This is a genomic window from Corallococcus sp. RDP092CA, from assembly GCF_041903675.1.
In the GTDB taxonomy this organism is placed as follows: domain Bacteria; phylum Myxococcota; class Myxococcia; order Myxococcales; family Myxococcaceae; genus Corallococcus.
In genome coordinates, this window is record NZ_JAYESI010000058.1 from 1 (window position 1) to 19,372 (window position 19,372).

Annotated in this window: 14 protein-coding genes and 1 tRNA gene; 7 read left to right on the forward strand and 8 right to left on the reverse strand. The window is 70.6% G+C overall.

Annotated elements, in window-relative coordinates; genetic code table 11:
- Positions 1–166: 166 nt before the first annotated feature.
- Together ffh and pabB are read right to left on the reverse strand one after the other, a co-directional pair.
- Positions 167–1,810 (reverse strand): signal recognition particle protein, encoded by a 1,644-nt coding sequence (gene ffh, locus U8525_RS33525; protein WP_374270813.1) that lies wholly within the window; start codon positions 1,808–1,810, stop codon positions 167–169.
- A 121-nt stretch (positions 1,811–1,931) separates the two neighbouring features.
- Complete coding sequence (pabB, locus tag U8525_RS33530; RefSeq protein WP_374270814.1) at positions 1,932–4,073, reverse strand: aminodeoxychorismate synthase component I; 2,142 nt, start codon at positions 4,071–4,073, stop codon at positions 1,932–1,934.
- 162 nt (positions 4,074–4,235) lie between these two features.
- Between pabB and U8525_RS33535 the strand changes: the two genes are divergently transcribed.
- Positions 4,236–4,321: transfer RNA gene (locus U8525_RS33535), tRNA-Leu, on the forward strand.
- A 9-nt stretch (positions 4,322–4,330) separates the two neighbouring features.
- Here U8525_RS33535 and U8525_RS33540 read toward each other — a convergent pair.
- From U8525_RS33540 to U8525_RS33550, 3 genes are all read right to left on the reverse strand, one after another.
- Positions 4,331–4,579 (reverse strand): tyrosine-type recombinase/integrase, encoded by a 249-nt coding sequence (locus U8525_RS33540; RefSeq protein WP_374270815.1) that lies wholly within the window; start codon positions 4,577–4,579, stop codon positions 4,331–4,333.
- Between the two features lie 851 nt (positions 4,580–5,430).
- Entirely contained in the window at positions 5,431–6,036 is a 606-nt protein-coding gene (locus U8525_RS33545; protein WP_374270816.1) for a hypothetical protein, read from the reverse strand.
- Between the two features lie 2 nt (positions 6,037–6,038).
- Positions 6,039–6,848 (reverse strand): hypothetical protein, encoded by an 810-nt coding sequence (locus U8525_RS33550; RefSeq protein ID WP_374270817.1) that lies wholly within the window; start codon positions 6,846–6,848, stop codon positions 6,039–6,041.
- Positions 6,849–7,003: 155 nt separating this feature from the next.
- Here U8525_RS33550 and U8525_RS33555 point away from each other — a divergent pair, with 155 nt between their 5' ends.
- Positions 7,004–7,309, forward strand: a complete 306-nt coding sequence (locus U8525_RS33555) for a hypothetical protein (RefSeq protein WP_374270818.1) — start codon at positions 7,004–7,006, stop codon at positions 7,307–7,309.
- 3 nt (positions 7,310–7,312) lie between these two features.
- Here U8525_RS33555 and U8525_RS33560 read toward each other — a convergent pair whose 3' ends face one another.
- Together U8525_RS33560 and U8525_RS33565 are read right to left on the reverse strand one after the other, a co-directional pair.
- Positions 7,313–8,287: an NADP-dependent oxidoreductase gene (locus tag U8525_RS33560; RefSeq protein ID WP_374270819.1), complete on the reverse strand. Its 975-nt coding sequence runs from the start codon at positions 8,285–8,287 to the stop codon at positions 7,313–7,315.
- 134 nt (positions 8,288–8,421) lie between these two features.
- Positions 8,422–11,409 (reverse strand): DEAD/DEAH box helicase, encoded by a 2,988-nt coding sequence (locus U8525_RS33565; protein ID WP_374270820.1) that lies wholly within the window; start codon positions 11,407–11,409, stop codon positions 8,422–8,424.
- Between the two features lie 312 nt (positions 11,410–11,721).
- Here U8525_RS33565 and U8525_RS33570 point away from each other — a divergent pair, with 312 nt between their 5' ends.
- From U8525_RS33570 to U8525_RS33590, 5 genes are all read left to right on the forward strand, one after another.
- Positions 11,722–12,507 (forward strand): hypothetical protein, encoded by a 786-nt coding sequence (locus tag U8525_RS33570; protein WP_374270821.1) that lies wholly within the window; start codon positions 11,722–11,724, stop codon positions 12,505–12,507.
- Between the two features lie 87 nt (positions 12,508–12,594).
- Positions 12,595–13,977, forward strand: coding sequence for a di-heme oxidoredictase family protein (locus tag U8525_RS33575; RefSeq protein ID WP_374270822.1), 1,383 nt, complete (start codon positions 12,595–12,597; stop codon positions 13,975–13,977).
- A gap of 129 nt (positions 13,978–14,106) precedes the next feature.
- Positions 14,107–15,555 carry a UbiA family prenyltransferase gene (locus tag U8525_RS33580; RefSeq protein ID WP_374270823.1) on the forward strand — a complete coding sequence of 483 codons (1,449 nt, stop codon included), beginning with the start codon at positions 14,107–14,109 and terminating at the stop codon, positions 15,553–15,555.
- Between the two features lie 13 nt (positions 15,556–15,568).
- Positions 15,569–16,933, forward strand: a complete 1,365-nt coding sequence (locus U8525_RS33585) for an FAD-dependent oxidoreductase (protein WP_374270824.1) — start codon at positions 15,569–15,571, stop codon at positions 16,931–16,933.
- Positions 16,930–17,667 (forward strand): SDR family oxidoreductase, encoded by a 738-nt coding sequence (locus U8525_RS33590; protein WP_374270825.1) that lies wholly within the window; start codon positions 16,930–16,932, stop codon positions 17,665–17,667. Before U8525_RS33585 ends, U8525_RS33590 begins: the two co-directional genes overlap by 4 nt.
- Before the next feature lie 83 nt (positions 17,668–17,750).
- Here the strand turns inward: U8525_RS33590 and U8525_RS33595 are convergent.
- On the reverse strand, positions 17,751–19,372 hold a 1,622-nt coding region (locus tag U8525_RS33595), incomplete at its 5' end, for a thioesterase domain-containing protein (protein WP_374270826.1).

Sequence of the window (19,372 nt, forward strand, 5' to 3'; positions counted from 1 at the left end):
GACCGCCGCTACCTCGACATGTCTCTGCTGAAATCACCCCCTGACACTGCCGCTGCTTGATACCGCCAAGGAGCCTCCCTCCCCCGAACCCCCTCCGAACCAACTACACAAGATTCGGGACTTGACCGGGACGCGCGGGCAGGGGATTTACCGCGAAGGCCGCTGACTACTTCTTCTTGCGGTTCTTCTTCTTGTTCTCCTTCTCCTTCTTGCGCCGCTCCTTGATGGCGTCGCGGTCGTCCGGCTTGCTCACGGACGGAGGCGCGTAGCCCATCAGGCGGGCCTTGGCCATCGCGGCCTGACCCATGGGCGGCGTGTAGCCCGGGGCGATCTGCGGCAGCTGCATGGGCATCCCCCCCATGCCCCCCATCCCCGCCATGGCCTTCTCCAGCGCCTTCGGGTCCTTCCCCAGCATGCTGCCCAGGTCCATGTTCTTCATCTGGCTCAGCTGCCCCAGCTGCTTGAAGCCGGGGATGCGGCCCAGGAGGCCCGGGTTCTGGCCGATGGTGCCCATCACCTGCTGCATCATCCCGAACTTCTGCAGGAGCTCGCGGACCTCCTCGGGCTTGCGGCCGCTGCCCTTGGAGATGCGGTTGATGCGGCTGGCGTTGATGATGTCCGGACGCAGGCGCTCCTTCTGCGTCATCGAGTCGTACATCGCCTCGATCTTGGTGAGCTCCTTCTCGTCCGGGTTCAGGTGCTCGGTGAGGTCGCCGAAGAGGGGGAACTTCTCCAGCAGGTCCTTCAGCGGGCCCATCTTGCGGACCATGCGGATCTGCTCAACGAAGTCCTTCATCGAGAACTGGCCGGAGAGCAGCTTGCGCGCGTCGTCCTCGGCCTTCTTCTCGTCGACGACCTTCTCGAAGTCCTTCATCAGGCCGACGATGTCGCCGAAGCCCAGGATGCGGCCCGCGAGGCCCTCCGGACGGAACTCCTCCAGCTTGTCCATCGACTCGCCCATGCCGAGGAACTTGATGGGCTTGCCCGTTACTTCCTTGATGGACAGCGCCGCGCCGCCTCGCGCGTCACCGTCCAGCTTCGTCAGGATGAATCCGTCCAGCGTCAGGCGCCGGTCGAACTCGGCCGCCGTGCGCACCGAGTCCTGGCCGATCATCGCGTCGCACACGAGCAGGATGGTGTCCGGCTGCACGTTGGACTTGATGGACTCCAGCTCCGTCATCAGCGTCTCGTCGATGGCGAGCCGGCCCGCCGTGTCGATGAGCACCACGTCGCACTGCTGCTCGCGCGCGGCCGCGTAGCCCCGCTTCGCCAGCTCGGGCGGCTGCACGCCGGGCTCGTGGTAGACGGGGACCTTCAGCCGCTCGCCCAGCACCTTGAGCTGATCCACGGCGGCCGGGCGGTAGATGTCCGCCGCGACCAGCAGCGGCTTGCGCCCCTCCTGGAGGAGCCGGCTGGCGAGCTTGCCCGTGGTCGTCGTCTTACCGGAGCCCTGGAGGCCCACCATCATGATGCCGGACAGCTGGCCCTTGGGCTTCAGGTGGAGGCTCGTGTCCACCGGGCCCATCAGGGCCTCCAGCTCGTCGTGGCAGATCTTGATGAAGTGGTCCATCGCGCTGACCTTGCGCTTCTGACCCCCCGCGTCCGTGACGGTCGTCTGCACCACCTCGCCCACGGCCTTCTCGCGGACGCGAGCGACGAACTTCTTCACCACGTCGAAGGCGACGTCGGCCTCCAGCAGGGAGACGCGGATGTCGCGCAGCGACTCGTCCACCAACTCGGGGGTGAGTTCGCTCTTGCCGGCGAGGCGGTTCTTGGCGGCCCGGAAGCCCTTGGTGACGGTCTCAAGCATGAGGGGCGCTTTATAACAGCGGCCCGCCGGATGCGACGCCCACGGAGGCCCCGGCCGTCCAGCAGTGGAGGAATCGAGGGTCTTTGCCCCCCAGGACCGGGCCCCGCCCCCCTCCCAGGGGTCAGCCCGCCACGGTGGGACGGGCCCGGGCGAGGGTCCCCCCTCCCGTGCCCGCGATGTCCGGCAGCGCCTCCGGGCACCCGAGCGCCGTGCTCAGCGCCTTCAGCAACACGCGTGACTTCAGGAGCATCTCATCCAGCTCCCCGGCCGGGTCCGAGAGCGCGATGATGGCCCCGCCCGTGCCGATGCTCACCTCGTCGGGCCTCACCACCGCCGTGCGGATGACGATGTTCAGGTCCGCCGCGCCGGTGGCGGAGAGGAAGCCGATGGCGCCCGAGTACACCCCCCGGGCCTCTCCCTCCAGCCGGTCGATGAGCTCCATCGTGCGCAGCTTGGGCGCGCCCGTCATGGAGCCGCCGGGGAAGGCCGCGCGCACCGCGTCCACCGCCGTGAGGCCTTCACGCAGCCGGCCGCGGATGGTGCTCACGAGCTGGTGCACCGTGGCGTAGGACTCCACGTCCATCAGCCGGGGGACGTGGACCGTGCCGATCTCGCACACCCGGCCCAGGTCGTTGCGCACCAGGTCCACGATCATCAGGTTCTCCGCCCGGTCCTTCTCCTGCGAGCCCAGGTGCTGGCGAAGGCGCTCGTCCTCCTCGGGCGTGGTGCCGCGCCGGAGGGTGCCCTTGATGGGCTTCGACTCCACCCACCGCTCGTGGTCCACGCGCAGGAAGCGCTCCGGCGAGGAACAGGCGATGCCCAGCGTGCCCAGCCGCAGGTACGCGGCGTAGGGCGCTGGGTTCATCCGCCGCAGCACCCGGTACAGCGCCAGGGGCTCCACCCGGGCGCGGGCGACCACCTTGTTGGTGAGGCAGACCTCGTAGGTCTCTCCGTCGTGGAGCTGCTCCAGGCAGTGCCCCATGTCCGCCAGGTACGTGGCGCTGTCCCTGGCGAGGCGCACGGGGAAGGGGGCCCCAGGGGCCGTCACCCCTGGCTCCAGCGGGGGGAGGGCGCGCAGGGCGGACTCCGTGGCGTCGAACCACTCGCGGACCCGGGGAGCTTCATCACCAGGGGCGAGCGCCACCAGGTACAGCTCGCGCTCGGCGTGGTCCCACACCAGCAGGCGGTCCGCCAGCACCAGCCCGGCGTCGGGATCTGGCGAGGCGTGGGGGGAGCTCGCGCCGCAGTCGTGCTTCAGCTCGTAGCCCAGATAGCCCACGAAGCCGCCCTGGAGGTCGAAGGGCAGGTCGGCCCGCTCAGCGCCCAGCCGCGCCAGCTCCCGCTGGAGGTGGCCGAACAGCTCCGTGGAGTGTTCCTCGGTGCCGTCCGCACGGGTCACGGTGAGGCGGCGCGGATTCACCTGGTAGTGGAGGACGGCGGCGTGGGGACCGCTGGCGTCCCCCATGAACGAGAAGCGTGACAGGCCAGCTTCGACACGGCTGCTGTCCAACCAGAAGGCGTGCTCGCTTCGGGCGTACAGCGCCACGAAGGTCTGCTCGGGAGAGACGTCGAGCCGCAGCTTCCGGTGGTGGACGCGGAAGCCCTCTGGCGGTGGGAGGGTCGGCTGGGGTGGTTGCTCCTGGGGCGCTTCAGGGGGTCGGGGGGAACGGCGGGCGTGGTGCTCTTGGCTCAGGCGGATGAAGTTGGCGAGGAGCCGGCGGCCGTGCGGGGTGGCGATGGACTCCGGATGGAACTGGACGCCCCAGCGCGGGAGGGAGGCGTGACGCAGGGCCATGAGGACGCCATCGGAGGTCCAGGCGGTCTCGACCAGCGCCTCGGGCAGTGGCCGGGCGAGGCAGAGGGAGTGGTAGCGGACCACCGGGAAGTCCTGCGGAAGGCCCTGGAAGAGGTCCGTCTCCGTGTGCCGTATGGGGCTCAGCCGCCCGTGCATGACCTCCGGTGCGTGCTGGATGCGCGCGCCATGGGCGTGGCCCAGCCCCTGATGGCCCAGGCATACGCCCAGGATGGGGACGTCGGCTTCGACGAGCGCATCGCGGCAGACGCCGAAGTCCGCCGGGTGGTCGGGGCGGCCCGGACCTGGGGAGAGGACGATGTTGTCGAACGCGAGCCCACGCAGCTCCCGCCATGACCGCTCGTCGTTGCGCACGACGAGGGGCTCGGTCCCTCCGACCTCCGCCAGCAGCTGGAAGAGGTTGAACGTGAACGAGTCGTGGTTGTCGATGAGGAGCGTCCGCTGCCGCACGGCGCGCACCTTACCTTCGGAGGCTCGCGACAGGTCGCTCTCCGGTGCGTTTCGAGCACGGCTGCAAGGAGGCCGTCCTTGGCGGCCCAAGGAAGAGGGGACATCCCGGCATGCGCAGGCGCCTCACCTGGGCTGCCAGGTCTGCTATCTTTCCCTTCCATCGCACGAGTGGCGGAACTGGCAGACGCAGCGGACTTAAAATCCGCTGACTCGCAAGGGTCGTCCGGGTTCGATCCCCGGCTCGTGCACTTCTTCGGTCAGTTGTTACAGGTGGTTGGCGGCAGCCTGGGCCTGTGTTGCACGGATGTCGCACGCTGGCGCAAGGGGCTGGTCAAGGACACTGACCGCGCCGCCCTCCACGTGTCAGGGCTCAGGGCGGCGTAGCGCATCGTCATTTCGATCGTGGAAGGGCAGATCCATTCCTGAACGACCTTGAGCGGAGCGCCGCGTATGGCGAGGTGACTTCCGTAGCTGTGGCGCAGGTCATGCCAGCCGATTGGTTCCACTTCGCGGGTGATGCCTACCGCTCGGAGGGCACGGCCGGTCCTACAGTTGTAGTCCGGCAGGCTCTGCGGTCCTCCTCCTCTTGAAGGAGATGAGCTCGACTTCGAGCAGGGAGCGGCCGACGCGCGGAGAGTGTCCGACCGCCACCGCCTGCGCGGTGGCAATCTTCGTCAATGCGTTGTTCATGTTACGTGGTCCCTTCAGCTTGGGCTGCGTCAGCGGCGAAGTGGCCTTCCCCGCCACGTCAATGCATACGGATTCTGGGAGCGGTGGGCGAAGCTGAGTCAACGCGCAGCGAGACGGGTTGACGTGTCAGTTCCCGCGGCTGACGCGTCAACGGGCATGCTACACAGGGACTGTGCTCCTTCGAGCGGTCTTGACCCTGCCGAAGGCGGAGCGGCATGGTTCCTGCTCCGTGTTTCGGTATCGTCACAGGAGCGAATCAATGAGAATGAATGTTGCGGCAGTCGCGGTGGTCTCGATTCTGTTTTTCTCCGCAGAGGCCTGGGCTTCAGATCAGGCGGACCCGGCGTGGACAAATGCCGGGAACCTCGCCTGCACCAAGGCGGCGGGAAGGCCCGCCAAGGTCGTCCCTGATTGGTCGGTGGTTGATGTCGAGAAGTGCATGGTCGACTGCAAGGCGACCGATGGGCGCACACTCAAGGCGACGCTGCCTGACGGGGCTCCTTGTATCAAGTATATGATTGTCACTCCGCCCCCTCGTCCGGTGAAGGGGAAATGCAGCAAGAGTCAATGCAAGACATAGCCGGTAGGCTGTTGAAGGAGCCCGGTTCGTAGGCATGAGCCCGGGCTTCTTCAACAGCCTGCGAGGCAGCCAGCGGATGGGCGGAGTTCATCGCGTGTGTCGTGAGTCGGGACGAGGTGCTTCCTTGCGCCGCTGGGCGGCCCACTCGCGCAGCCTCGCGACCAGGACCTGGTCGATGGCGCTCTCGTCCGTGAAGGCTGTCACGGGCCAGGACTGGAGTTTCAACTCATCCGCAAGGGAGAGGTGCGTCGCGTGCTCCGCCCGTCCTCCCCGCCACTCGGTTTGACCGGGAGCAGTCGGACCCAGCAGGTCTTCCAGCCACTCTCCGTCCCGGTATTGCCTGGCGAGCTCGGGCGGTGTGGCGCCCGCGGACGGCTCGGCGTAGGCGAGCACCAGCAACGCGTGCGTCGCGCTCGTGGGTCTCAAGTGGACCTCCACCGCGACGAATGCGTTGATTCCGTCCCCATCGAGCCGCCGCGGCACATAGGTGCGGCCCACGGCCCGTTGGCTCCAGGCTCCCGCCTCGTAGATGTTCCGGGCACGGTGGAGCTCGACCTCGTTGCCGGTGGCGGGCATGAGGCCTGCCCGGTCGAAGGCGGCATCACACGCGAGGAGGAGCAGCTGCACCTGCTTGTAGATGTCGTTGATGAAGCAGGACGCCTCGTAGATCCTTCCTCCCAGGGTTTCTTCCATGCTCAGGTTCCTTGCTGTGATGGGCCGCGCCAGAAAGTCGTGTCCAACGGAAGGTTCGGGGCCGTCATACCCGCAAAGAAGGACCGGCCCCGCGTGGGGTGGAAGAACCGCTCCTGGGCGGGGCGCCTCCACTGGGACGCCGTGTCCCTCCAGCCGGTGAAGGTGGCGAGCCCACGACGTTCGAGCACCTGCCGCAGCTCCGCGAGCAGGCGTGACGTGCCCCCGGACCTGATGCCTTGGGGCAGATGCGGTGCCAGCTCACGCCAGGCCAGCCAATGGAGGCCGATGGCGGAGCGCTCGCGACGCTTCCTCAAGCTGACTTCCAGCTCGTCTCTCGGCATCGCGGCGTGCGCGGTCAGGTAGACCAGGCTGCGTCGGTGGACCTCTTCGGGACGGTAGGGCCTGGAGGGCAGGGCATCCGCTCCGAGCGCGTCCATGTAATAGCCCAGCTGGTCGCTGCTCCCCGCGGTGTCCGAGGTGTCATCCTCGGGCCCATTGCTCTTGCCTGACTCGTACTTGCACTCAACGCCAATGACATGCAGGCCCAGTGGCCCTCGCAAGAGCACCAGCACATCCAGCTCCCGGGCGCGGACGCGTGGCCAGAAGTGGAGGTCCGCTGAGTGGACCGGATCCTCCACCAGGGGCCTCGTCCCGGCGACAGCGGGACGTGACCTCTTGAGCCAATCGACGAGCAGCGCCGGTGACTCCAGGCAGCGCAGGAGTCCGAAGACATTCGACGTGAGGACATCCTCCATCCGGTCCCTGGCGTTCGTCCCGTCCCCCAGCTTTCCATGCAGCTCCGCCGCGAACATGGCTGCTCCCTGGAGGACCCGGTAGCACCGCGGCTACCCTGGCAATGGCTCCAGAATCCTATGGAGGGCCCCATGCTCCCGATATCCCCCATTCGGGGGACGGCTCCGGGACCCGGAGCGCCTTGCGCTCGGGCTTCCCTGCTATCCTTGTCAGCATGACCGGACCGCGAGCGAAGACCTGTGCGACGTGCGGACGCGTCATCGCGGCCCATGCCGTGTACTACCGCTTCAGCCTGGTGTTGGAAGGGGAGCAGGACATCCTCGACCCTTCGGATGACCTGGAGGGCAATCCGGGGGAGGCGCTCGAAGCGCTGCTCCGGCGCCTCGATGAAGGCTCCGCCGACCCGGGGGAGATGGAGGCGCAGGTGCACTGGGAGCGCGCGGGCGTCGTCTGCTCGGAGTGCCGCGCCGTGGCGGTGCGGATGCTCAACGCCGCCACGGACAGCCATGAGCCGCATTGAGGCTCACTGGATCTTCATCGCGTACTTGCCCAGGTGGTGCTTGAGCACCTCCTGCTGGGCCTTCCCGGCTTCCTCCAGCGCGTAGAGGCGGCCGATCTCCAGGTGGAAGGGCCCGGCCTCGATCAGCGCGTTGATGCGCTTCAGGCTCTCGGGCCGGGGGAGGCCGTCGTAGGCGGTGACCTGGACGCCTTCGGGAGCCTTGGGCACCGGCTCCACCCCGTTCGGATGCGCGACCCGCCCTCCCTTGCGCACGTGCTGGAGCGCCTGCTCCGTGGCCTCGCCTCCCGCCAGCACCAGCGCGGCGTCGAAGCCGTCTGGCGCGAACTCGCGGCAGGCCTTCTCGAAGTCTCCCTTCTTGCCATCCACCACCGCGTCCGCCCCGAGCCTCCGCGCCAGCTCCACCCCGTCATCGCCCGACGCCACCGCCAGCACCTTCGCGCCGATCCGCTTCGCGAACTGCACCGCCATGTGACCGATGCCGCCGTTGGCGCCGAAGATGAGCAGGCGTTGCCCGGACTTGAGCTGGAGATGGTCGTCCAATCCTTGAATCGCCGTGACGCCATCCGCGGCGAGCGCCGCCGCCTGCTCCACCTTCAAGCCCTTCGGAATCCTCGCCGCCTGGTTCTCCTTCACGGCGACGTACTCCGCGTAGAAGCCTCCCTTGGTGCTCATGAACGCGGAGCCGTAGACTTGGTCGCCCACCTTCAGGTCCTTCACGTTCTTGCCCACCGCGGCAATCTCTCCCGCTCCGTCCGCTCCGGGCACATAGGGGAACTTCGGGCCGCCTGGGAGCATCTCGGCCATCTGGCCCTCTCGCTCCATCCAATCCCAGACGCCGATTCCCGCCGCCGCGACGCGCACCAGCACTTCATCGTCGCCACAGGTGGGAACGGAAACAGTCTGGATGCCCAGGACCTCCGGGCCTCCGAAGCGGTCGAGCGCCGCGGCCCTCATCTTGTCGGGAATGGATGCTGGCATGCTGTGACTCCCTCTCGGTTGAACCGCGTCCACCGAGACGATGCGCATGCCCCGCGTGACGTTCAGCGTCACCGGCTCCACGCAGGCAAGGCAGGGGAGGGGACTGCCGCCCTCCACCCCGCCTCGGAATGTCCTCAGTCCAGGAGCTGCATGAGGTCCGCGCGCGTGAGCGCGGTGCCTCCCGTGGCGCCTCCGAGCGCGGCCTCGAAGAGGGCCCGCTTCTTCTCCTGGAGCAGGAGGATCTTCTCCTCCACCGTGCCCTGGGACACCATCCGGTAGACCATCACCGGCCGCTGCTGCCCGATGCGGTGCGCCCGGTCCGCCGCCTGCGCCTCCACCGACGGGTTCCACCACGGATCCACCAGGAAGACGTGGTCCGCCGCCGTGAGGTTGAGCCCCGTCGCTCCCGCCTTCAGCGAGATGAGCATCACCGGCGCTCCCTTCTCGTCCTGAAAGGACGCCGCCACCGCGCCCCGGTTCGCCGTGCCGCCGTCCAGGCGGATGAACCCGATGTCCGCCTCGCGCAGCGCGGGCTCGATGAGGTCCAGCATCGACGTCCACTGCGAGAAGACGAGCGCCTTGTGCCCGTCCGCCACCGCCGTGCCGAGCGCCTCCACCAACGCCTGCACCTTGGAGGACGTCCTCGCCTGCTGCCCCGGCACCAGCGCCGGATGGCAGGCCGCCTGCCGCAGCCGCAAGAGCGCCTCCAGCGCCTTCAGCACGCTGCCGCCTTCCTCCAGCTGCGACACCACCTCCTCGCGCGTCGCGGCGTGGACCGCGTCGTAGACGGCGCGCTCCTGCTCGGTGAGGGTGACGTGCCGCACGGCCTCCGTGCGCGGGGGCAGCTCCGGCGCCACGTCGCGCTTGAGCCTGCGCAGCACGAAGGGCCGGATGCGCGCGCGCAGGGCCTCCGCGGCGCCCTTCTGGTTCTCCGCCACCGGCCGGGCCCAGCGCTCCTCGAACGCCTTGCGCCCGCCCAGGAGGCCCCGGTTGGTGAAGTGCATCAGGCTCCACAGCTCCTCGAGCCGGTTCTCGATGGGCGTGCCGCTGAGCGCGATGCGGAAGCCCGCGTCCAGCTCGTACGCCGCCCGCGCCACCTGGCTGTCCGGGTTCTTGATGGCCTGCGCCTCGTCCAGCACCACCGTGTCCCACGTCCTCGCCGCGAGGATGGCCGCGTCCAGGCGCAAGAGCGCGTACGTGGTGAGCGTCACGTCCGCGGCCTCGTCCAGCGTGCGCCCCACGCCGTGATAGACGGACACCTTCAGCGACGGACGGAAGCGCTTCACCTCCGCCTCCCAGTTGGGCAGCACGCTCGTGGGCGCCACGACCAGCGTCCCCCGGCCCAGCGTGCAGATTGTCTGCAGCGTCTTGCCCAGGCCCATGTCGTCCGCCAGCACGCCTCCCAGCCCCGCCTGACGCAGGAAGGTGAGCCAGCTCACGCCGTGCATCTGATACGGGCGCAGCGTCGCGGTGAGGTCCCCGGGCAGCTGGGGCTCGGGCAGCCTCTCGAAGCCCTGCACCAGGGGGGCGAGCCGCTCCATCACGGGCGGGGCGGGGTGCTCCAGGGCCTCGCACAGGCCGGTGAGCTGGGGGAGGGCGTGGTTCGCGAGCCGGCCGTCCCGCTCGCGCGCGGCCAGCAGGTCCGCCACGCGCTGGCCGTGCGCCTTCAGCCAGCCCGTGGGCAGGGGCGCCCAGCCGCCGCCCTCCAGCGGCACCAGCCCCAGGCCCTCCTCCCAGGCCTTCATCACCGCGCCCGCGTCCACGGTGCGCTTCACGCCCGGGCCCAGGCCCTCCACCTCGAAGTCGAGCGAGAAGCCCACGCGCGGCACGCCCGCGTCCGTGGCGGCTGTGTCCAAGGTGAGCGTGGGCCTGAGCTTCACGTCCGGGCTGACCACTCCCGCGGCGTCGCCCGTGAGGCCGCCGCGCCACTTGCGCAGCTTGTCCGCGAGCTGCACGGCCTCCTTGCCGTGGACCGTCACGCGCCGGCCCGGCGCCATGTTCAGCTCGTCCCGCAGCTGGTGGATGAGCCTCGTCTCCTGGGGCTCGTCGCGCACCGGCGCGGCGCCCTGGAGGTACACCAGCTTCCCGTTGTCGATGCGCGCGGTGGGCGGCGAGCCGTACACCAGCGTGGGCAGCACCGAGAGCCCCGTGTCGAGCTTGTCGAGCTCCAGCGAGATGCGCGGCTTGAGCGTCCGGTCGATGGGCGGCAGCCGCCGGCTCTTCACGTCCACGGGCATGCGCCGCGCGAGGTCCGGCAGCACCTGGCCCGTCAGGTCCGCCAGCTGCTCCGGCGCGAAGGCGCGCTCCTGGGGCAGGTGCTCCAGCCGCGCGCCCGTGAGGGACTGCTCTCCCAGGCGGCACAGCGCGCCCGCGCACAGCGCGACACCCGGGCTCACCAGCTCGTTGATGCGCGGGTCCCGCTCCACCTTGAGCACCGTCTGCTCGCCCCGGTCCTCGACGGTCACGCGCGGGAGGAGCGGCTCGTTGGAGACGGAGACGAGCGCGCCGTCGAAGAGGACCGTGCGCGCCTTCTCCAGCACGTGCAGCAGCGCGTCCAGCTTGCTCTGCGGCAGCGCGCCCCGCGTGGGCTGCGCGAGCAGCTTGTCCGCGAGCAGGTCGCACGGCTCCACCTGGATGCGCGAGGCCTCCACGGGGTTCTGGAGCAGGGACGCGAGGCTCCGGGCCAGGAGCCGTGCGGTGTTGTCCGGCCGGACCACCAGCCGCTCCAGCTGGAGGCCGCCGTCCACGCGCTTGAAGCGGTACACCAGCCGCTCGGGCTTCGGCGTGGCGCCGGGGCGCGAGGCGGGGCCTGGACGGGCCGGGGACGCCGCCGCCGTGGCCTTCCGCCCCTCTGCCTGCCTCAGGACGATGGCCGCCGCGATGACGTGCTCGCACGGGTCCACCTTCCCCCGGCAGTCGCACTCCCAGATCTCATCCTCGGGGTAGAGGGTGGTGGTGAGCGGGGCGGGCCGGCCGGGGACGCGCACCCGCAGGACGACCTCCTCCTCGCCCACGGACTGCACCGACACGCCCCCCGCGCGCGACAGGGCCTGCCCCGCGGACCACGTGGCCGGGCCCGACTCCTCCCGGATGGCTTCGAGCAGTTCCGCGAGCGCCGACATAGGGGGGCTGTCCCTAGCCCCGCGACGCGCCTCGCGCAAGGCACGCGGCGCGTCACTGTGACACGGCGGGATACACGCCCCGGCGCTTCTGTGACGGCCCTCGCTACAGGCCCCAGGACGGCGGCGGCCGCCGCGGGAGCGCCTTCCCGAGGAAAGCCCCGAAATCCTGGAGCATGGCGTGACAGGTGCATGGCGTCCGGCCCGGAACGCGCGTCCGGTGCTTCCCCCTGCCGGACCTCCACGTCTCCGCTCGTCGTGAGTGAAGCAGACAGTGTCCCCCACACAGTCGAGGTCCCACATATGCACCTGAAGATGACGAGTCGCCTCCTGGCGGCCGCGTTCCTGAGCCTGGTGGCTGGTTGCCAGGGTGAGCCGACGCAGTCGCCAGAAGATTCCCAGTCCGCGACGCTCTCCGCCAAGGCGGACTGCGTGCAGCGGTTCGACGGCATCACCACCTGCGCCAAGGGCAATGCGTCCCTGGCCGCCTCCGACAAGGGCGTGCAGGTCCTCGGGCTGAAGGACGTCAAGACGGACGGCGTCTCCAGCACGTTCAACGACGCCATCACCTGGTCCCAGGAGGCGCAGATCCGCGTGGGCAGCCAGAAGGGCGGCATCGCCCTGGCCGCCCGCGACGGCGATCAGGTCGTCAGCACGCTGCGCATCACCTCCAGCGCCGACCGCCAGGTGAACGTGACGCCGGGCTTCACCGGCTCGCCCGCGGGCTCCTACCGGTTGAACGTGTACCGGGACGGCCGCCTCGTGAACACCGTGCACCAGCCCCAGGCCATGGTCATCACGTTCTACGACTGGTGGTCCTTCGTGAACTGGTGGAACATGCACTGGCACTTCTTCTCCTACCGCTCCATCTACGCCACGGACTCCGTCTCCAATGGCGCCTGCGGCTGGCGCCTGAACTCGCCGGGCTCGACGTTCACGCTCCGGACGGCGGACGGCAAGGAGGTCATCGGCGACACGGCCGAGTTCATCGAGGAGATTGGCGACGGCCACTACCCGTACCGCCACTTCTCCGGCATCGACGTGAACGCCAGCGCCACGGACTTCCTCGTCACCAACGAGTCCTTCGGCCAGGAGAAGTAGGTGGGTCCTCCACCGGGCGGGGGCCTTCCCCGCGCTCCGCCCGGTGGTCTGTCTGTCCTTGCGTCCTTCCGCCGAGGAGTCGTGACGATGCGCGTGCCCTGGTCCCTCGCTGGCATCTCCGCCGGAGCGCTGCTCATTGGCGCCGCGTGGGCCACCGTGGTCCGCCACCCCGAACCCCTGGTGCTGGGCGCGCTGCCCCCCATCGACCTGCCCCAGGTCGAGCAGTCCGGCGGCGCCACCACCGTGGCGGACACCGGCCGCAACGCGTTCGGGCGCTCGCCCATGAACATGCCGCGCTCGCGCTGGCCGGACTTCTACGCGGGCAAGGGCGTCTTCGACCGCGACTGGAGCGACGCGCGCCTGCGCGCCCCCGCGGCCGGCCCCTTCTTCAGCGCCACCGGCTGCATGACCTGCCACGTGAAGGATGGCCGGGGCCAGCCGCCCTCGAGCCCCACGGAGGCGCCCGTCTCGCTGGCGTTCCAGCTGAGCGCGCCCGGCGGCTCGGGGCCCCACCCGCTGTACGGCATGCAGCTGGACCTGCACGCCGTGGAGGGCCAGGTCCCCGAGGGCCAGGTCCGCGTCGAGTTCGAGGAGACGCGCGGCACCTTCGCCACCGGCGAGCCGTACTCGCTGGTGCGCCCGCGCTACCAGCTCCAGGGGCTGGTGCACGGCCCCCTGGGCGACTGCGCCACGTTCTCCGCGCGCGTGTCCCCCGTGAACTTCGGCCTGGGCCTGCTGGAGGCGCTGCCGGAGGCGGACCTCCTGGCCCGCGCCGACCCCGAGGACCGCGACCACGATGGCATCTCCGGCCGGGCCAACCAGGTGCTCGACGTGGAGACGGGCCAGCCGCGCCTGGGCCGCTTCGGGTGGAAGGCCAACCAGCCCACGCTGCGCCAGCAGGTGGCGCATGCGCTGGTCGCGGACATGGGCGTCACGACGACGCTCTACCCCCAGGAGCAGGGCCGGGACGCCCCGGGCGAGCCGGAGGTGTCCCAGGACGACATGGACCTGCTGATGATCTACATGCGCCTGCTCGCCGTGCCCAAGCGGCGCGACTGGGAGGCGCCGGAGGTCCAGCGCGGCCACGCGGTGTTCCGGGCCATCGGCTGCGCGGCGTGCCACGTGGACACGCCCCAGGAGACGGGCGTCGTGGAGGGCTTCGACGAGCTGTCCCGGCAGGTCATCTACCCCTACACGGACCTGCTGCTGCACGACCTGGGCGAGGGCCTGGCGGACGGGCGCCCGGACGGGCTGGCCACGGGCAGCGAGTGGCGCACGCCGCCCCTCTGGGGCATCGGGCTGGTGGAGTCCGTCAACCGGCACACCCGCTTCCTGCATGACGGCCGGGCCCGCTCCCTGGAGGAGGCCGTCCTCTGGCACGGCGGGGAGGCGGCCCCGGCGCAGGGGCGCTACGTGCGGCTGCCCCGGGAGGACCGGGCCGCGCTGCTCGCCTTCCTGAAGTCACTCTGACGCACGGAGGGGCGGCCCTCCCGCCGGGGGGGCGGCCGGGAGGTCCGTCGCCTGGCGGCGGCTTCGACCGCCGCGGGGCACGGAACGGTGGACGGCCCGGGCCCGTGGGCTACCCTGTGGGCCCCCTTCATGCAGCCCCACGCCTCCAACCCCGATGATGCCCCCGACGTCCCGCTCGCGGTCGACCTGGACGGGACGCTGGTGCGCACGGACACGCTGCACGAGAACCTGCTCGTGCTGCTCAAGCACGCGCCGTGGTTGCTGCTGCTCCTGCCGCTGTGGGGGCTGAAGGGCAAGGCCTTCTTCAAGGCGGAGGTGGCCCGGCGCGCGCGGCTGGACGTCGCCTCGCTGCCGTACAACGCGGAGGTGGTGGCCTTCCTGCGCGAGGAGCACGCCCGGGGGCGGCGGCTCGTCCTGGCCACGGCCGCGGACCGGAGCATCGCGGACGCGGTGGCCTCCCACCTGGGCCTCTTCCACACGGTGGTGGCCAGCGAGGGCGGGGTGAACCTGTCCGGCGCGCGGAAGCTCGCGCGGCTGCGCGAGGTGCTGGGCACCTTCGACTACGCGGGCAACGACGCGGTGGACCTGCCCCTGTGGCGCGAGTGCCGGCGGGTCATCGTGGTGCATGCCTCGGCGGGCGTGCTGCGCCAGGCGCAGGGCCTGGGCCGCCCGGTGCACCGCGTCTTCGAGTCGCCGCCCGGCGGGGCGCGCCCGTGGGTGAAGGCGCTGCGGGTGCACCAGTGGGCGAAGAACGCGCTCGTCTTCGTGCCCGTGCTGGCGGCGCACAAGGCCACCCAGGGGGACATGGCCCCGCGCGCGGTGCTGGCGTTCCTCGCCTTCAGCCTCTGCGCGTCCAGCGTGTACGTCATCAACGACCTGCTGGACCTGGCGTCGGACCGGCGGCACCCGTCCAAGGCGCGGCGGCCCTTCGCGTCCGGGGCCCTGCCGGTGCGCGCGGGCGTCGTGCTGGCGCCGCTGCTCCTGGCCGGCGCCGCGGCGCTGGCGCTGGCGACGCTGCCCCTGTCGTTCGCCGCGCTCCTGGCCGCGTACTTCGCGCTCACGCTGGCGTACTCGCTGCGGCTCAAGCAGGTGGTGATGCTGGACGTGCTGGTGCTGGCGGGCCTCTACACGGTGCGCATCTTCGGCGGCGCGCTGGCGGTGGGCGTGCCCACGTCGAGCTGGCTGCTGATGTTCAGCATGTTCCTCTTCCTGTCGCTGGCCCTGCTCAAGCGGCTGAGCGAGGTGCGGCGGCTGCGCCAGTCCAACGAGACGTCCGCCCACGGGCGCGGCTACCTGGCGCAGGACTACGAGCAGCTCGCGAGCCTGGGCGCGGCGGCGGGCCAGGTGTCGGTGCTGGTGCTGGCCCTCTACATCACCAGCAAGGAGGTCACGGCGCTGTATGCCCATCCGGAGCGGCTGTGGCTGCTGTGCCCGGTGATGCTGTACTGGGTGGGCCGCATCTGGGTGCTGGCGCACCGGGGGCTCGTGAACGAGGACCCGCTCGTCTTCGCGCTGAGAGACAGGGTCAGCTACCTCGTGGGCGCCGTCGCCGCGGTGGTGCTGTGGGTGGCGACGTGACGGGAGCCTGGCGATGAGCACGGCGGATTCCTGGGGCCGCTTCCCCCGCGTGGAGCAGGGGACGCGCTCGCTCGTGTGGCGCTCGGAGCCGCTGCCCCGCGTGGACGGCTCCGTCCTCCCGCATGGCCTGGGCCGCAGCTACGGGGACTCCTGCCTCAACGGCGGCGGCACGGTGCTGCTCACCGCGGGCCTGGACCGGCTCATCGACTTCGACCCGACGACGGGCGTGGTGCGCTGCGAGGCGGGCGTGTCGCTGGACACGCTCCTGCGGCTGGCCGTGCCGCGCGGCTGGTTCCTGCCGGTGACGCCGGGCACGAAGTTCGTCACGGTGGGCGGCGCCATCGCCAACGACGTGCACGGCAAGAACCACCACCGGGCCGGGACGTTCGGCCGGCACGTGCGGAGGTTCGAGCTGGTGCGCTCGGACGGCAGCCGGCGGATGTGCTCGCCCGACGAGAACCCGGACTGGTTCGGCGCGACGATTGGCGGCCTGGGGCTCACGGGGCTCGTCACCTGGGCGGAGGTGCAGCTCAAGCCCATCCGCAACCCCTTCGTGGTGCAGGAGACCCTCCCGTTCGAGAACCTGGACGGCTTCATGCGCGTGTCCGCCGAGTCCGAGGCGGACCACGACTTCACCATGTCGTGGGTGGACTGCCTGGCGCGCGGGCGCAAGCTGGGGCGCGGCCTGTTCTACCGGGGCAACTTCGCGCCCACGCAGTTCGACCGGCTGCCCCTGGCGAAGAGCCACCTGTCGCATGGCAGCGGGCTCGCGGTGCCCATCGACCTGCCGGGCTTCTGCCTCAACCGGCTGTCGGTGTCCGCCTTCAACTTCCTGTACTACCACCGGGAGCGGACCAGGCCGTCTCCCCGGTTGGTGCACTACGATCCGTTCTTCTACCCGCTGGACAGCGTGTACGGCTGGAACCGCATCTACGGACGCCGGGGCTTCCTCCAGTTCCAGTGCGTGGTGCCGCACGCCACCGCGCGCGGCGCGCTGAAGGAGCTGCTGGAGCGCAGCGCCCGGGGCGGCCTGCCCAGCTTCCTGTCCGTGCTCAAGACGTTCGGCGACCTGCCGTCGCCCGGGTGGATGTCCTTCCCGCGCCCCGGCTACACGCTGGCCCTGGACTTCGCCAACCAGGGAGAGAAGACGTGGCGGCTGGTGGAGTCGCTGGACCGCGTGACGCGCGAGGCGGGCGGGGCGGTGTACCCGGCCAAGGACGCGCGCATGAGCCCGGAGAGCTTCGCGGCCTACTTCCCGAACCGCGAGCGGTTCAGCGCGTACATCGATCCCGCGTTCTCGTCCTCCTTCTGGCGCCGGGTGAACCCCGCGCCGCTGTCCCTGCCCGAGGCGGAGGGACGCCAGGTCGCCATCCCATGAAGAAAGTCATCGTCCTCGGCGCCACGAGCGCCATCGCCCAGGCCACGGTGCGGCTGCTCGCCGCGCGCGGGGCGTCGCTGTACCTGGTGGGCCGCAACGCCGCGAACCTGGAGGCGGTGGCCCGGGACGCGGCCACGCGCGGCGCGCCGAAGGTGGAGTTCCGGGCGCTGGACCTGAACGACTGCGAAGCGCACGCGAGCCTGGTGGAGCGGGCGTGGCAGGCCCTGGGCGGACTGGACGGGGCGGTGCTGGCGCACGGCGTGCTGGGGGACCAGGAGGAGGGCCAGCGCTCGTGGGCGGCGGCGGAGCTGGTGCTGCGCACGAACTTCCTCTCCGCCGCGTCGCTCTTGACGGAGCTGGCCAACCGCTTCGAGGCGCAGAAGGCCGGCACGCTGGTGGTCATCTCCTCCGTGGCGGGCGACCGCGGCCGGCAGAGCAACTACGTCTACGGCGCGTCCAAGGGCGCGCTGACCGTGTTCCTCCAGGGCCTGCGCAACCGCCTGGCGAAGTCCGGCGTGGCGGTGGTGACGGTGAAGCCCGGCTTCGTGGACACGCCGATGACGGCGCACGTGCCGAAGAACAAGCTCTTCGCGTCGCCGGAGCAGGTGGCGCGCGGCCTCCTGAAGGCCGCGGACAGGCGCAAGAACGAGGTCTACGTGCCCGGCTTCTGGGCGCTCATCATGCTCATCATCCGGAGCATCCCAGAGCCGGTGTTCAAGCGGCTGAAGCTCTAGGCTTCCGCCGGGGCCCGCGAGGGCAGCCGGTGGAGCGGCCTCCACTCCGTGCCTGAAAGACAGACACGGAATGGAGGCTGGGTTCAACTGCCGGTGGCTTCCCGCCGCGAGACGGCGGACAGGGCCCTGCGCAGGTGCTCGATGACGGGCCCGAGGTGCGGGTCCTGCATCAGCTCGTGGTGGCCGCCGGGCACGGTGTGCACCTCCAGGCCGCCGCGGACCAGGGGCTCCCAGCCGCGGTGAGGCGGAAGCGTGGCGGCGGCTTCGCTGGCGCTCAGCAGCAGGGCGGTGCCGTCGTAGGGCTGGGGCACGTACTTCTCGTGGGCGAAGAGGTTGGCCCGGAAGACGTTGAAGAGGGCACGCAGCTGGGCCGGGCCGGAGTGCGCGTCGAGGATGCGCGCCCGGAGCCCTTCCTGGAGCAGGTGGCCCAGCATCTCGTCGTCACTTCGTGCCAGGGCTTCGTCCGGGACGGAGAGCTGCTGGCCGAAGGCGGTGGCGGTGGCGTGGGCGAAGGAGAGCCTCGCGCGTGCCTCGGCGTTGAGGTGCGGGTCCGACTGGGAGGGCTTCGTCAGGCCCGGCGTGTGGGCGTCGATGAGGGCGAGCACGTCCACGGCTTCGCCCGCTTCGCGCAGACGACGGGCCATCTCGTAGGCGATGACGCCGCCGAGAGACCAGCCGCCCAACTGGTAGGGGCCGTGAGGCTGCACGGCGCGGACGGCCTCGAGGTAGAGGGCGGCCATCTCCTCGATGGACTCGGCGACGGGCCGGCCGTCGAGGCCGCGAGACTGGAGGCCGTAGACGGGCAGCGAGGGGCCCAGGCGACGCGCCAGCTCCGAGTAGGCGAGGACGTTGCCGCCGCCCGGGTGGACGAGGAAGAGGGGGCGCTGCCCCGGCTCACCGCGCTCCAGCGGGACGAGGGGTGTCCAGGCCTGGGAGTCATCGCGGAGCGCCTGGGCGAGCTGCTCGATGGTGGGCTGCTGGAAGAGGATCGAGAGGGGGAGCGACTGGCCGAGGCGCTCACGCACGGCGGCCACCATGCGCACGGCGAGCAGGGAGTGGCCGCCCAACTCGAAGAAGCTGGTGCGGACGCCGATGGGGTGGACGCCGAGGACGTCCTCCCAGATGCGGGCGAGCTGCATCTCCAGCGCGTCACGAGGCGCGACGAAGTCCCGGGGCTCGATGGCGTGGGTGTCGGGCTCTGGCAGGGCCTTGCGGTCGACCTTGCCGTTGGCGTTGAGGGGCAGGGCGTCGAGCACGAGGAGGGAGGAGGGGACCATGTACTCGGGAAGCCGCTGCTTGAGGTGCGCCTTGAGGGCATCCGAGTCGAGGGAGTGGCCAGTGCGTGGGGTGAGGTAACCGAAGAGGCGCTTGTCCGAGTCCGAGCCGCGAGCGACGACGACGGCCTCGCTGACGCCGTCGGCGGCGCGGAGAGCGGCTTCGACTTCGCCCAGCTCGATGCGGAAGCCGCGGACCTTCACCTGGAAGTCGACGCGGCCGAGGAAGTCGAGGGAGCCGTCGTCGCGCCAGCGGGCCTTGTCGCCGGTGCGGTAGAGGCGCTGGCCTGGAGAGGTGGAGAAAGGATGGGGGACGAAGCGCTCGGCGGTGAGGTCCGGACGGTGGAGGTAGCCCCAGGCGAGGCCGAGCCCCCCGACGTACAGCTCACCGGCGACGCCGACGGGGACTGGGTGAAGGGAGGAGTCGAGGA